Origin of the sequence: Nostoc parmelioides FACHB-3921 (assembly GCF_014696625.1) — a bacterium.
Lineage (GTDB): Bacteria > Cyanobacteriota > Cyanobacteriia > Cyanobacteriales > Nostocaceae > Trichormus > Trichormus parmelioides.
In genome coordinates this window covers 71,707-86,868 of sequence record NZ_JACJQL010000020.1, presented here as the reverse complement: position 1 = coordinate 86,868, position 15,162 = coordinate 71,707, and the positions used below count along the sequence as shown (strand labels likewise).

Sequence of the window (15,162 nt, the reverse complement as noted above, 5' to 3'; positions counted from 1 at the left end):
CTGCCTTATTCCAACAATAATTATTTACACCGACCTACTTATTTGTGTGTCTGTGACCAAAATTAATTCATTGATTGCAGAAGCACAAAAATGATGACTTTGGGATTTTCAGAAATCTTGAAAGTACTAATTTAAACCATTAACTAAATAGCATTAACCAAAACCTGTTGAGGCCAACGTCCAACAACTTTGCCAATTACTGACATTTCCTGAGCTAAACAGTCAAATCTTTCAGGGGTTAAAGATTGAGGCCCGTCAGATAATGCTCTAGCTGGATTGGGATGTACTTCTATCATTAAAGCATCTGTACCGGCAGCGATCGCAGCAAAAGCCATTGATGGTACATACTCAGATTTACCAGTACCATGACTAGGGTCTATCATAATTGGTAAATGGGTGAGCGATCGCAATACGGGAATCACAGATAAATCCAAGGTATTCCGCGCATATTTACTATCAAACGTCCTAATCCCCCGCTCACACAAAATCACGTTAGGGTTTCCCGATGCTAAGATATATTCAGCAGCCATCAACCACTCATCAATAGTTGCAGCCATCCCCCGCTTGAGCAGCACTGGTTTATCTTGAGCGCCGACTTTCTTCAACAGGGCGAAGTTCTGCATATTCCGCGCCCCTACTTGAATCACATCGGACACTCTCGCCACGGCTGCTAAGTCAGCAGTATCCATCACTTCAGTGATAATACCTAAGCCTGTCGCATCACGCGCCGCCGCCAACAAACCTAAAGCACTTTCGCCATGTCCTTGGAAAGCATAGGGAGAAGTCCGGGGTTTATAAGCTCCACCGCGTAAAAACTTTGCTCCGGCTGCCTTCACACGCTTGGCTGTCTCTACGATCATCTCCTCATTCTCCACAGAACAAGGCCCAGCTACCACGACTATGGGATGATGTTCACCGAAATAGACACGCTCGTTTGGTGTATTAACAATCACCTCACTGGCTTCTCCATAGCGGAATTCTCGACTTACCCGCTTGAAAGGTTTCTGCACTCGCATGACTTGTTGAATCCAAGGGCTGAACTCTTGAATTTGCAATGTGTCGATGGTAGCAGTGTCACCAATGATTCCCAGAATAACCTTATGTTTGCCGACACTTTTTTCTACTTTGACTTCCCAAACTTCACTCAAACCTTCACTAATGCGAGTAATTTCTTCAGCAGGAGTACCATTTTTGAGTATGACAATCATTTTGATTTCCTTATTTAGCGCAAAAATTCAGCAAGTTGTTCTAGTTTTCTCCAAGCAGCGCCACTTTGCAGCACTTCCCTGGCGATAGCAATACCTGTGACAGAAGCTTCTATAAAATCCGTTGTGCTGATAGCCTCACCAACTTGCAATGCTAAGGCTGTATTTAAAGCAACTACATCTTGCTGTGCTTGAGTCCCTTTACCTTGCAGAACAGCTTTTAAAATTTCGGCATTTTCTGCGACATCGCCACCGCATAATGCTTCAGTTGGGGCATGATTTAACCCCAATTCTTGGGGATTGAGTACGAAACAACCAACTTTTCCATCTTGGAGTATGGCTAAATCAGTCACATCTGCTAGTCCAGCCTCGTCTAACCTTTCTCGTCCGTGGAGAGCGATCGCTTTTCGACATCCCAAATGAGATAATGCTTGGGCGACCTCTTCGATTAATAAAGGGTCATTCACACCAATAATTTGTCCAGTCGGACGCAGGGGATTGACTAGAGGCCCCAATAAGTTAAAAATAGTCCGCACCTTCAAGGTTTTGCGTAAAGCCGCCACTGTCTTCAGTGCTGGATGCCAACCAGGGGCGAATAAGAAAGTAATCCCCACCTCACTTACTGCGGCTTGTACCTTATCTGGATTGGCATTGAGATTAATTCCCAAAGCTTCCAACACATCAGCAGAACCAGTCTTGCTAGAGGCAGAACGATTCCCATGTTTGGCAACCTTCACCCCGGCGGCGGCGGACACAAAAGCTACGGCTGTGGAGATATTGAAAGTGGAAGCACCATCACCGCCAGTTCCGCAGGTGTCAATTAGGGGAGTGGGGTGTTGGGCGTTGGGTGTTGGGTAAGAAGATTGAGATTGTAAGACGCTAGCCATACCAACTAATTCTTCAGAGGATACGCCTTTAGCTTGGATTGCGGCTAGGATGGCTCCTGAGAGGACGGGGGGAATGGTATCTGTTAGCCAGCCGTGCATTAAATCTGTTGCTTGGGCAACTGTTAAGGATTGCCGTTTGAGCAATTGTTGTAGGATAGCAGACCAGTCAGATGAATCAGGAGTAACTGAGATGTTATCAAGTGAGGTTTGAGTTACAGCTACCATATTTACTAATTCGTAATTCGTAATTCGTAATTAAGGAATTGGGATTTAGTTTGGGTTTCTTGGGTTGTATGAGGGCTGATTTTTTCCCCTACACCCTTACACCCCTAGTCAATAATTCAGGACTTTTGCCACGGTTTGCACATCTTTGTCACCTCTACCAGAACAGTTGATGACAATGCGAGGACTACCATTTAGTTGGGGACAGAGGGTTGCTAAATAGGCGATCGCATGAGATGTTTCTAATGCGGGTATAATTCCTTCTAGTCTGGAAAGTTGTTGAAATCCATCTAAAGCTTGTTTATCAGTCACACTGTAATATTCAGCGCGTCTCAAATCCTTTAAATAGCTATGCTCAGGCCCAACACCTGGATAGTCTAGTCCAGCACTAATTGAGTGAGCTTCGATAACTTGACCATCATCATCTTGTAGCAGGTAGCTCATGGCACCGTGGAGAACTCCAACTCTGCCTAGTGTGAGGGTGGCGGCGTGTTTATCTGTGTCTACACCTTCGCCTGCGGCTTCCACACCAATCAGACGGATGGAAGCCTCATCAATAAACTCGTGGAACAAGCCAATGGCATTGGAACCACCACCCACACAAGCTAAAAGAATATCTGGGAGTCCTCCCCATTTCTCTTGACACTGGCGGCGGGTTTCTTGACCGATAATGGCGTGGAAGTCGCGGACAATCATCGGGTAGGGATGGGGGCCAGCCACGGAACCAAGGATGTAATGGGTCGTTTCTACATTTGTTACCCAATCTCGAATGGCTTCTGAGGTGGCATCTTTGAGGGTTCCAGTACCAGCTTCCACTGGGCGAACTTCTGCCCCCATCAACCTCATACGGAAGACATTTAGGGCTTGTCGTTCCATGTCGTGGATGCCCATGTAAATCACACAGTCTAAGCCAAAGCGCGCACAGACTGTTGCAGTTGCTACACCGTGTTGTCCTGCGCCAGTTTCCGCAATAATGCGTTGTTTACCCATGCGTTTGGCGAGTAAGACTTGAGCCAAGGCGTTATTAATCTTGTGTGCGCCTGTATGATTTAAGTCTTCTCGCTTTAAGTAAATTTGCGCTCCTGTGCCATCGGGTTTGGCGTAGTGTTCTGTCAGGCGTTCGGCAAAGTATAAGGGGCTTGGTCTGCCTACATAATCGCGGAGTAAGTTTTGTAACTCGGTTTGATAGCTGGCATCGTCGCGGTATTTTTGATAAGCGGTTTCTAATTCGCTTAGGGCTGGCATTAGGGTTTCGGGGACGTATTTGCCGCCGAATTTACCGAATCTGCCTAGTGAGTCTGGGCGTGCAAGTTGGTTTTTGATTTCGGGGGTGCTGACCATTATTTTTTTGTGTTGTGGAATTGGGGGGTGTTTGTTTCGCGCATTCGGCGGAGCCGTTCCCGTAGGGTAGGCGCAAAGGCGCAAAGGGTGATGAGTAAGAAGTACTTATATCTTGTCTAGACTGGTTGTAGGGATTGGGTGGTGATGGCTGTTTTGAGTTCTTGGCAGAGTTGTTCTATGGCTTGTAGTCCTTGGGTTGAGCTACCTTCTGCTAGGCGTTTGACGAAGGCGCTACCGACGATGACAGCATCTGCGCCCCATTCTTTGACTTGATGGGCTTGTTCTGGTGCGGAGATGCCAAAGCCTACGCCGATGGGTTTGTCTGTGACGTGGCGTAAGTCGGTGATTAAGTGTTGTACGCGGTCTTGGATTTGTGCGCGAATACCTGTAACGCCTGTGACGCTGACTAGGTAAATGAATCCTTGTGATTGACGTGCGATCGCTTCAATCCTATCCTGAGAACTAGTAGGGGCAACCAGCAAAATTAGCTCAATGCCAAAATTAGCAGCAGTTTTAATTAATTCGTCTGCTTCTTCTAAGGGTAAATCTGGTACTACTAAACCTCGCACCCCAGCCGCCGCGATTGTTTCTAAAAACAACTTAATCCCGCGATGCAAAATTGGGTTGTAGTAAGTAAATAAAATTATCGGTGCTTGTAAACTAGGGCTGACAGTTTCCAGCATCTCTAATACTTGCTCTAATTTTGTTCCTCGTTGCAAAGCGCGAGTTGCGGCTGCTTGAATCACAGGCCCATCCGCCAAAGGGTCAGAATAGGGAACACCCAATTCAATAAAATCAGCACCATGTCGATCTAAGATACGTAAAGCCTCGGCAGTAGTTGCTAAATCAGGGTCGCCCGCAGTGATGAAAGGAATCAAAGCACACTGTTGACGTTGGCGTAAAAGTTGGAAATGGTCAGAAATGGTAGGCATTTAGGTAGGGGTGGAAAGAAGAATAACTGTTGACTGATGACTGTTGACTGATGACTGTTGACTAATGACTAATGACTCTTTAAAACACTCTGCGTACCTCCGCGCCGTCCTTCGCGTCCCTCTGCGTTTAAAAATCTCTACTTCAACAAAGCACTCGTCGCCACTTCAACATCAGTTTGCTTAACCAAAGACTCCCCCACCAACACCGCACGCGCCCCAACTTCAGCGACAAAGGATAAATCAGCAGGCGTATAAATCCCCGACTCGCTGACAACGGTGATATCTAAGCTTTGTATCTCTTGCTGTCGCTGGCTTAAAAGTTGCTGCGTTACCTTTAAATCAACTGTAAAATCTTCCAGGTTGCGGTTGTTAATTCCCAACAATCGTAAATCTTTTAGCTTTAAAACTCTATCCAACTCACTCAAAGTATGGACTTCCACTAGTGCAGTCATCCCCAACTCATGAATCAGTTGTAAAAATTGCTGGAGTTCTTCATCTGCAAGGATAGCTGCAATCAACAAGACTGCATCTGCACCCGCAGTTCGTGCGAGATATATTTGGTAAGGGTCAATGATAAACTCTTTGCATAATAGGGGTAACGAGACTTGCTGACGTACCAAACGCAGGTTATCAAAACCACCTTGAAAGAACTTTTCATCAGTGAGGATAGATAGACAAGCTGCACCACCTTTTTGGTATGATTGTGCGATCGCTCCTGGATCAAAATCCACCCGAATCATCCCCTTACTGGGTGAAGCTTTTTTTACCTCGGCAATTAAGCTAGGCTGGTGAGAATTTTCTTGCAAAGCCTTCAAGAAATCTCGCACAGGCGGCGCACTAGTTAACTGCTGTTGCAAAGCAGATAAAGGCTGTTCTTGCTGCAATTGTAAAATTTCTTGCTGCTTATGCAGTACAATCTCTTCCAAAATATGGCGCGGAGGGGGAATTTGATTAGTCATAGAGAGAAACTGTTGACGGTTGACTGATGACTGTTAACTGTTGACTGTGCGTATATTTTCCCACGACATTTTTAATAATCGCTAAACCAACTTCTCCAGCTAAAGTCATGATTGATTCTGGATGAAACTGGACGGCGGCTATGGGTAATGTCTGATGTTCAATCGCCATAATCACCTCATCATCAGAAATCGCTGTCACCTTCAGTTCTTTTGGTAAACGTTGCGGTAGTGCAAACAATGAATGATATCTACCAACTGTAAAAGATTCGGGTAAGCCTTGGAACATCACAGAATCCGTTGCTGTGACGAAAATGCGTGAGGATTTGCCATGCTGGGGATAATTCAATACTCCCAACTCTCCACCGAAAGCTTCCACAATACCTTGCAATCCCAAACACACACCAAACAGAGGTATTTGACGACGGACACAGGCGGCGACGGTTTCCTGTACTTTAAATTCACTTGGTCTACCAGGGCCGGGAGATAACACTACTAAGTCTGGGCGTTCTGTGTCGAATAGGGACTCGGAGAAGCCATAACGGAGTGTGGTGACAGTTGCACCTGTGGAACGGATGTAGTTAGCTAGGGTGTGAACAAATGAGTCTTCATGGTCAATGAGTAAGATGCGTTTCCCTGATTGTCCATCGGGTACATATTTACTGAGTTTTTTAATACTAGACTCTTCAATTTTCGGGTCTGTTTGTTTAGCGCGTCGAATAGTTTCAAACGCAGCCGCCGCTTTGGTGATGGTTTCTTGCTCTTCTGCTTGCGGTATGGAGTCATATAGTAGAGTAGCACCAACTCGCACTTCGGCGATCGCATCTTGCAATCTGATTGTCCGCAAAATTAACCCTGTATTTAAATTTCCGTTGAAATTCAAATACCCAACCGCGCCACCATACCAACGTCTGACGCTACGTTCGTTCTGTTCGATGAATTGAATTGCTGCCTTTTTGGGTGCGCCTGTAACTGTGACAGCCCAAGTATGACTGAGGAAGGCATCTAAAGCATCAAACTCTGGTCGGAGAATACCTTCTACATGGTCTACCGTATGAATTAAGTGGCTATATAATTCAATTTGCCGACGACCAATCACCTTAACTGAACCGGGTTCACAGATGCGAGACTTATCATTGCGGTCTACATCAGTACACATAGTCAACTCCGCCTCGTCTTTGTGGGAGTTGAGTAACTGACGAATCTGCACAGCGTCGTCTATAGCATCATGTCCCCGGCTAATAGTTCCACTAATAGGACAGGTTTCAATACGCCTACCTTCCACCCGCACAAACATCTCTGGTGATGCACCAATAATGTATTCGCCACCAAGATTGAAAATAAAACCGTAAGGACTAGGATTTATCTGTTTTAAGGTTTCAAATAGTATACTTGGTGGTGCTTCACAAGCTGTGAAAAAGTTTTGACTGGGAACTACTTCAAATAAATCACCCCGCCGGAAATAATCGAGGGCGAATTCTACTAGTTTGGCATATTCACCTATTTTATGGTCAGCATTTTGAGTAGGGGTTAAATGCTGACCTAGATAATCAATAGATTCACCAGTACGAGGCAAATTATAAGTGCTACCATGTGCCGTGATAAAGTCGTATTCTATCCGAAACGCTTGTTGTTGATAGTAGTCTACAATTATCAGTTCATCGGGTAAATATAGAACTAAATCTCGTTGGTTTTCGGGACGTTCTAATCGCTGGTTAATTTGCTCAAACTGGAACACTAAGTCATAACCAAATGCACCATATAAACCTAAATGTTCGTCTTCTTGACTAGAGAATATATGGAGAATTTCTCGAATGACGGTAAATGTAGAAGGTTGTTTACTGCGTTCTTCCTCAGCAAAGAATTCTTGTGTAGATTTAACTAAACCCGTAATTTGATGATTATTTTGAGTAACTTCCTGAAGTTGTGCTGATTTTGATAAACGCTCAAATATGACTGGTAAGAGTATATATCCACGTTCGTTTAACGCTGTCAACGTGAAAATATTTCCTCTTGTGGATAATTCCACAGGTGGGTTAACAAATCCAATCGCCCATCTTTTATATCTCCCTGGATATTCATAACTACTATTAAGCAAGCCGCCACGCTGCGAGTTTAAGTAGAAAAGAATTTCTTCTAAAGCCGTCTCCATTTTCACTGGTGTTATGGAGCGAGAGACACGCACGTTACCATTAGTTGTGTAGCTGTGGGAATCGGCAATCATAAATCATCTCTCTAGAATATTAATTATTTTTCCAGTTTATGGAATTAAGGCGTTGCTGATGGGATTATTTTTGCCTCACGCATTCGCCCTTGGCGTTCCGCTTGCGGTAGGCGCAAAGGCGCAGAGAGAATAAAGAGTTTGAGATTTTATGATTCAGCAATGCGGAAATACTTTATGATTTCTTGCTCTAGCCTATTAAATATCAAGCATTATTTAAATGAAATATCTTTAGATTGGAGTGGCAATTTATTAGCTTTTATACAATTTCATTAGCATATTCACTGAATAACTTATTATTCCTCTTCTGCATCTAACCAAAGCAAGATATATTCATGAAGAGAACACTAATTTCTAATCTCTAACTCCTCATCGTCTCTGCGTCTCTGCGTGAGATAAATTCTTTATATAGGAATCGCTATATTACTATTTACCATTAGATGTTTGAGGATTAACTCGTAAACATCAGTAGCAGCAATCGCCTGACTATTCAACAAGTGAGATTGTTGAGTAATCAATAACGGCCCCTGGGATGGAGAAGGAGGAAGACAACCATGAGAACCTTTGACAAGGGAAGCATCTAAAGGAATCACATCCATCAAGTAACGGAAACCGAGTTTTTTCTTTAGAAGCTTGGCAGCGATTTTAACTTGCGGTAATTTGATTTTGGGGTCGAGGAACAATTCTACAGGGTCATATCCTGGCTTGCGGTGAATATCTACAGTTCTGGCAAAATCGGGAGCGCGACGGTCATCAAGCCAGTAATAATAAGTAAACCAAGCATCTGGTTGAGATACTACGATTAACTCTCCGGCGCGAGAATGGTTGAGATGATAGTGAGATTTTTGCGTCTCATCTAAAACATAGGCAATCCCATCTGTGTTTTCGAGGAGCGATCGCACCTGGGGAATATAATAGGGATCATTGACATACACATGAGCTAGTTGATGGTCGGCTACAGCAAAAGCTTTACTAGCGCCGGCATCTAGCAGTTCCCGTCCCAATTCTTCCCTGATTGTGAGTAAGCCATTTTCTCGTAAGACACGGTTGATATGGATGGGTTGGGAGACGGAGGTAATCCCATATTCAGATAAAACAATGACTTGAGCGCCACGATTTTCATAGAATTGAATTAAATCGCTACAAATTGCGTCAATTTCCTGTAAATCCTTGGCTATTTTGGTGATATCAGTCCCATATTTTTGTAAACAGTAGTCGAGATGGGGTAGATAAACTAGTGTCAACGTGGGGTCGCAACGTCCATCAAGAAATTTTGCTGAGTCTGCAATCCATTGTGTGGAACGAATTGAGGTATTCGGCCCCCAGAAATTGAACAGAGGAAACTGACCTAAGTCAATTTGTAGACGCGATCGCAGGTTTTCTGGTTGAGTATATATATCCGGTAATTTTCTGCCATCAGCCGGATACATCGGCCGTGGAGTCACCGAATAATCCACCGAGGAGTACATATTATACCACCAAAATAAATTGGCACAGGTAAAGTCGGGGTCTATGGCCTTGGCTGTTTCCCATACTTTTGGCGCTTGAATTAATTTGTTAGACTGTCGCCAAAATTTAACTTCACACTCATCACGAAAATACCAACCGTTGGCGACAATTCCATGCTCATCAGGTGCTTTACCTGTGAGGTAGGTTGCTTGTGCTGTACAAGTAACAGCAGGTAATACAGGTTCAATTGTGACGGTTTTTCCTGTAGATTGCCAGCGTGAAAGAAAGGGTGTATGTTCACCTATGAGGTCGGGTGTTAATCCTACGACGTTGAGAAGGACGGTTTTTTGCATGGAAATTTCTAAATCTGAAACGCAAAGTAACGCTGTAGACGCTTTTGCGGCTTGCCGCAGGCTGGAAGGCGCGAAGTAACGCTAAGGGAAAGCCACTAGTTGTTTGAGTAATAATTTGTTCATTACCCAATCATATTCACGTTGGATTGAGGCGGGTAAATCTAGTTTCATTTCATCGGGTAGGACTTCCCAAGTGTAGGTTTCTATTTCGAGATGGTTGCAGAAGTGATGAGTTTGCAGCAAATCTAATACATTCACAATGTCATGTTGAGTTGACTGCAATAGTTGATAGTCATGGATGAAAATGGGGACGTGAAAGTGTATTCGCCACTCTTCATCTGTGGTGTTTTCTAGGTTTGGTAAAGCAGTTTCTAAGTCTTGATAGTGAATTAGTCTGTCGTGGCTTGTGCGTCCAATGACTTGATGTAAATATGTAGACTCAGCAAAAGGATTTAATCTCTCTATCAGCAGACGACGCTTTTCTATTTCTGTGGGGATGTTTACCTGCAAAGCTGCACTAATTTGAATCTTACCAATTTTAATTCCCGCAGCTTTAAATTGTAGCAACACAGAAATGGGGTCTTCATACTCCACCGCAAAATGGCAGGTGTCGTAACACACACGCACATGGTCTAATATGTAATTCTCCGCCGCCTCTTGTGTGATGCCCAAATGTTTGGTTAAATAATTGCCAGCAACAGGTAATAAATACATTTGGAAGTAATCAACTACTTCAGTAGCATTTTCCAACAATCCATCAGGTTCCGGCTCTAAATCCAAGTGCAGGATTTTTCCTTGTTCCAGCCGGATGCGTACCATCTGTTCTACCACCTCTGCTATCTGCTGACTCGCACTCAGCATGACAGACGCTTGAGCCAGTTGATTCCCTTTAAACCAAGGTTTATAAGATAACGGCAGTGTGGAAATACTACCTTCCATACCAGATGGTAATAACTCTGCTAGAATTTGCGTTAGTTGCAACGTGTAGTCCAAGCGTTCCGGCTGTGACCAATCTGGAGCATAAACTTGGTCTTTGACTACTTGCCAATGGAATTGTCCATAAGGAAAGCCATTTAAGGTAAATACATATAAATCTTGTGCGCTCAACCATGACTTAAACTCAGTCAAGGTATTCCCTTGCAGTAATTCCCTAGCTGCTACCTCTGCTAAACGCAAGCCAATCCCAAAAGATTTATCAGGCGCTAATCTGGCTTTCAAAGGTGGAATATACTCCTTGAGGTTAGCAAAGACCTTTTCCCACTCTTCACCAGGGTGAATATTAGTACAGTAGGTTAAATGGAATTTATTATCAGTTCCTATTTTCATCTTTGTTGACGATGGGTGTAGGGGTTTAGGGGTGTCAGGGTGTAAGGGAAAGACGTTCAGGTATTTGACTCACTTTTACCGATGTCTACAACTATTTCCCAAACTCATATACAAGAGAAATTGCTTGCTTATACAAAGGCAAATCTGCTTCATGGACTTCAACTCCTTTCCCGATGTCTTGCAACAAAGTCAAGGTTAATTCCCCACCTAAGTGTTCTCGAAATTCCTTTAAACCTTGGAATAGAGATGATGTCTCAGCTAATTCTGGTATATACAGTTGAAAACCTAAACCTGTTAATGTATTTAATATTTGTTGCCATTCGGAATGAGAAAGCCATCCCAGGAGATAAGAATAGGTGCTATCTAAAGCGATACCAATAGCTACCGCTTCACCATGTCTTAGACTATAGTTTGTCAGTTGTTCTAGTTTATGCGCCGCCCAATGTCCAAAATCTAAGGGACGAGATGAACCTTTTTCAAAAGGGTCGCCAGCTTTGGCAATATGCTGTAAGTGTAGTTGGGCGCAACGATAGATTAGTTGTTGCATAGTGTCCATGTCCCTCAGAGCTAATGCTGTAGCGTGTTCATAGATAAAATCAAAGAAACTAGCATCTTTAATTAATGCAACTTTTATGGCTTCCGCGATACCAGAACGCCAATCGCGATCGCATAATGTACTCAAGAATGCAGAATCATTAATTACGGCGTAAGGTGGGGCGAATGTACCCAGAAAGTTCTTCTTCCCAAAGGCGTTGATACCGTTTTTCACCCCGATACCGGAATCGTTCTGCGCTAACACAGTCGTGGGAATCCGAATCAGTCTCACTCCCCGGTGCGCTGTAGCGGCTGCATATCCGATTAAATCCAACACAGCACCACCACCAATTCCCAACAAGTAAGAGTGACGACATATCCCAGCCGCTTCCACCAATTGATGAATTTGCGCTAACAAATCGGGGTCATTTTTCGCTGCTTCTCCACCAGGAATAAGCATCGGTTCAACAGCCAGGGTTAATACCTCAGCGTAAAAGTTTGTATAATTCGTAATTTGCTGGAGTAAATCTGGCCAGAACTCCAATAATCCCGCATCTACCACCGCTACTATTTTCTTTGGTTTCTTTTCGCCATCGGCGGCAATTACCTGTGCTAAAGTAGGATTCTTCAAACTAAACAAACTATCAGTAAAATAAATTTCATAGTTAAAACTCACCACAAAACTTTGACTAATAGATTGCAAATTAAACTTAGTTTTTTGTCTAATATCAAGTATCATATTTTCACCCCTTATATAATCCCATCCAACCTAAAAACCCTCATTAAACCTCAGCGCCCCTCTGCGTTAAAAACTCATCCCTTAACCAGAAAAAATAACCTTGTTTTTCTCAAACTCCTTAATTAAAGCTTCCCTATCTTTATTCACCACCAACTTAGCCAAACGACCATAAGTATCAGCTAAATCATTAATCGCCTGACATCTTTCCTCGGTAGCTAACATAATATCAACACACAAACTAGGATTCTGACGAAACAAGCGTTTAATAATTTCAATTTCCTGGCGATAACTAGGTGACGACATCAATAAACTCCGCTCAATATCAACATTTGCTTGAGCAAAGAAAACACCAAGACTAAATCTATAAAAATGTTGCGTTGCTTGAATAAACACCATCATCTCGTCATGTTCTTCCGGCGTGCTAGTAATTAATTCACCACCTTGATTTTCTATCAAATCTAATAACCATTGAAATTCGTCATCATTACGACCAGGACACACCACTACTTTTTGTTCAGAAAAAGATGATACACTTGGCCCAAACATTGGATGTAAGCCCATTACAGCACCATTATGGTGTGTCAACATGGCTTGAGTTGGCTGAATTTTAATACTGGTAATGTCACACAAAGCTGTACTAGGAGTCAGATATTTAGCTGCACGTTTGATGACATCGACAGTATATTCAATAGGGACAGAAATTATCACTAATTCTGCTTGACTTAACAGTTGTTCTGCATCATCCCAATCTTGTTGTCCTAGAGCATTAACTTGATGACCAATAGCCGCAAGTTGTTCAGCGAATAACTTACCCATTCTCCCGCGTCCACCAATGATAGTGATGCGGCGGAATTTAATCTGATTTATTGATGTAAACTCTAGGTTAAGTTGGGATTGCAAAGACATTTTTTCAATCTCCAATTTTTATCTATTAAATGTGCATGAATTACAGTTAAGTCACCGCAAAAATTTGGGACAATATCATGGAAATTGGCAGAAGAATTAAAACGAGTAACCCATAGGATAAACCAGCAAAACCAGCAGCTAGAGTAGTATCTAAAATAATCAAAGATAACACACCTGCTTTCACTGCAATCCTGATTTGTTCTGGTGTTGGTTGGCGTGCAGCTTTGATAAAAGGAATTAATACTCGGATAGCCAACAATAACAAGAATGGTAAAGCGGTGAAAACTTGATAATTTGTGAGCAATCCTAAACCCAAAAGCCCAAAAATTACTGCTACTATCAACAACAATGCTGTGATACCTGTACTCAATTTTCCGCCATGCACTTCACCACGACTCAAGGCGGTGATAGCAGCAATGTAAACTATGGGAATCAAAGCTAAAAACCAGTAATCACCTATTAAACCAGGGACGACACTCACCCCCAACAACAAGTTACCGCCTCGACAAAATCCCATATTGATGGGGCCGAAAATTGGCTGGTGTTTCCCAAAAGCATCATACAATAATGCGGATGTGGCGATCGCCAAAGCTAATACTCCACTCACCCAGGAAACCTGCACCGCAGCCAAAACACCGACAATTAATAATATAGTTCCTAGTAAAATCGCCCCTGTGCGGGATGCGCGACCACTGGGAATCGGTCTTTCTGGTCGTTCTTTAGCATCTAGTTCGGTATCAAAAACATCGTTAAAGACAATACCGCCCCCATATAAGCCGGTGGTGGCTAGTAGTAACCATAGTAGTTGTACTAAGTCTATTTGGATAAAGTAACCGGAAGCAGCGAAGCCAGCCATAATATCTGCCCAGGCGGTGATAATATTGGCAGGTCGCATTAATTGCAGATATGCCCATAAGGGGTTGGTGTTTAGGGTGGTGGTGTTCATGATTTTACTCACGCAGAGACGCGGTTCGCTGAAAGCGTTCCCGAAGGGTGGCGCAGAGAGGGAAAAGAGAGAGAGTTTGGTCTGACGCTTTTTTGTTTCTGAATTACGAATTACGTAGCTTGCTTCTCGCCCTTGGCGAGTATTACGAATTACGAATTATTCAATCAGTGCGTATTCATGACGCGATTCTACTAATGGTTCTTGTCCTCGGAGGACGGAGTTATCGCTGAATTTTTGTCTTTGGTCGATTGGTGGGAGGTTGAGCCAGTCGGATTCCTGCATTTGACCGCTTTGGCTATAGGCTGTAAGGGCGTTTTGATAACAAACTTTCTGCACATCTGCTTGAGAAATACCACGCTCTAGCATGAGTAGGGCGGTTTTGGGTACAGCTAGGGGGTCGCTGACTCCCCAATCGGCGCTACTATCTACAATGATGCGGCTGCTCCCGTATTGACGGACAATTTCTACCATACGAGCATTGCCCATTTTTGTATTTGGGTAAATGGTAAATGCTGCCCAAAAGCCTCTGTCTAAAACTTCTTTGACTGTTTCTTCGTTATTGTGGTCTACAATCACCTGTGATGGTTTCAACCCGTGTTCGATGCAGATATCCATACTGCGGCTTGTACCTGCTTTTTTATCGCGGTGTGGCGTATGAATCATCACCAACATATCTAATTCTCTCGCCAGTTCTAGTTGGAGACGAAAATATTTATCCTCGGCTGGTGTCATATCGTCGTAGCCAATTTCACCAATAGCAACTACACCTTCTTTGCAAGCGTATAAAGGTAATAGTTCCATGACTTGCTCGGCTAAGGCTTCGTTGTTGGCTTCTTTGGAGTTTAGCCCAATTGTGCAGTAATGTTTAATACCAAACTGTGAAGCCCGAAATCTTTCCCAACCCACTAAGCTGTTGAAATAATCTTGAAAGGAACCAACATTAGTCCGGGGTTGTCCAAACCAAAATGCAGGTTCAATGACTGCAACAATTCCCGACTGACGCATCATTTCATAATCATCAGTAGTGCGGGAACTCATGTGAATATGGGGGTCAATAAACATCATATCTTTAGTAATAACGCTGTTATTCATAATTAGGGATAGATATCAATTTAAAATTAAAGAATTTTGCGGATTAGTGACTA

General features: G+C 43.3%; 12 protein-coding genes. All 12 read right to left on the bottom strand.

All coding sequences use genetic code 11. The annotated features are described in order from the left end of the window. Nucleotides 1-143 precede the first annotated feature (143 nt). Nucleotides 144-1,208 (bottom strand): 3-deoxy-7-phosphoheptulonate synthase, encoded by a 1,065-nt coding sequence (gene aroF / locus H6G14_RS15295; RefSeq protein WP_190568213.1) that lies wholly within the window; start codon nt 1,206-1,208, stop codon nt 144-146. A gap of 14 nt (nt 1,209-1,222) precedes the next feature. Next, on the bottom strand, nt 1,223-2,317 hold the full coding sequence (trpD, locus tag H6G14_RS15290) for an anthranilate phosphoribosyltransferase (RefSeq protein ID WP_190568212.1): 1,095 nt from the start codon (nt 2,315-2,317) through the stop codon (nt 1,223-1,225). A 108-nt stretch (nt 2,318-2,425) separates the two neighbouring features. Further along, a complete protein-coding gene (gene trpB, locus H6G14_RS15285) occupies nt 2,426-3,655 on the bottom strand; it encodes a tryptophan synthase subunit beta (RefSeq protein WP_190568211.1) in 1,230 nt (409 codons plus the stop codon). Nucleotides 3,656-3,771: 116 nt separating this feature from the next. Next, nucleotides 3,772-4,587 carry a tryptophan synthase subunit alpha gene (gene trpA, locus H6G14_RS15280; RefSeq protein ID WP_190568210.1) on the bottom strand — a complete coding sequence of 272 codons (816 nt, stop codon included), beginning with the start codon at nt 4,585-4,587 and terminating at the stop codon, nt 3,772-3,774. Nucleotides 4,588-4,724: 137 nt separating this feature from the next. Continuing rightward, nucleotides 4,725-5,546: an indole-3-glycerol phosphate synthase TrpC gene (gene trpC / locus H6G14_RS15275; RefSeq protein WP_190568209.1), complete on the bottom strand. Its 822-nt coding sequence runs from the start codon at nt 5,544-5,546 to the stop codon at nt 4,725-4,727. Further along, nucleotides 5,539-7,767 (bottom strand): anthranilate synthase, encoded by a 2,229-nt coding sequence (locus H6G14_RS15270; RefSeq protein WP_190568208.1) that lies wholly within the window; start codon nt 7,765-7,767, stop codon nt 5,539-5,541. The genes trpC and H6G14_RS15270 overlap by 8 nt, the downstream gene beginning before the upstream one ends. A 401-nt stretch (nt 7,768-8,168) precedes the next feature. Continuing rightward, nucleotides 8,169-9,566, bottom strand: coding sequence for an alkaline phosphatase family protein (locus H6G14_RS15265; RefSeq protein WP_190568207.1), 1,398 nt, complete (start codon nt 9,564-9,566; stop codon nt 8,169-8,171). Between the two features lie 81 nt (nt 9,567-9,647). After that, nucleotides 9,648-10,892 (bottom strand): metabolite traffic protein EboE, encoded by a 1,245-nt coding sequence (eboE, locus tag H6G14_RS15260; RefSeq protein ID WP_190568206.1) that lies wholly within the window; start codon nt 10,890-10,892, stop codon nt 9,648-9,650. Between the two features lie 91 nt (nt 10,893-10,983). Continuing rightward, on the bottom strand, nt 10,984-12,165 hold the full coding sequence (locus H6G14_RS15255) for a 3-dehydroquinate synthase (RefSeq protein WP_190568205.1): 1,182 nt from the start codon (nt 12,163-12,165) through the stop codon (nt 10,984-10,986). A gap of 81 nt (nt 12,166-12,246) precedes the next feature. Then, a complete protein-coding gene (gene tyrA, locus H6G14_RS15250) occupies nt 12,247-13,071 on the bottom strand; it encodes a bifunctional chorismate mutase/prephenate dehydrogenase (RefSeq protein WP_190568204.1) in 825 nt (274 codons plus the stop codon). Between the two features lie 46 nt (nt 13,072-13,117). Beyond that, a complete protein-coding gene (gene eboC / locus H6G14_RS15245) occupies nt 13,118-14,017 on the bottom strand; it encodes a UbiA-like protein EboC (protein ID WP_190568203.1) in 900 nt (299 codons plus the stop codon). Nucleotides 14,018-14,173: 156 nt separating this feature from the next. Next, nucleotides 14,174-15,109, bottom strand: a complete 936-nt coding sequence (locus tag H6G14_RS15240) for a TatD family hydrolase (RefSeq protein ID WP_242053444.1) — start codon at nt 15,107-15,109, stop codon at nt 14,174-14,176. Between the last annotated feature and the right edge of the window lie 53 nt (nt 15,110-15,162).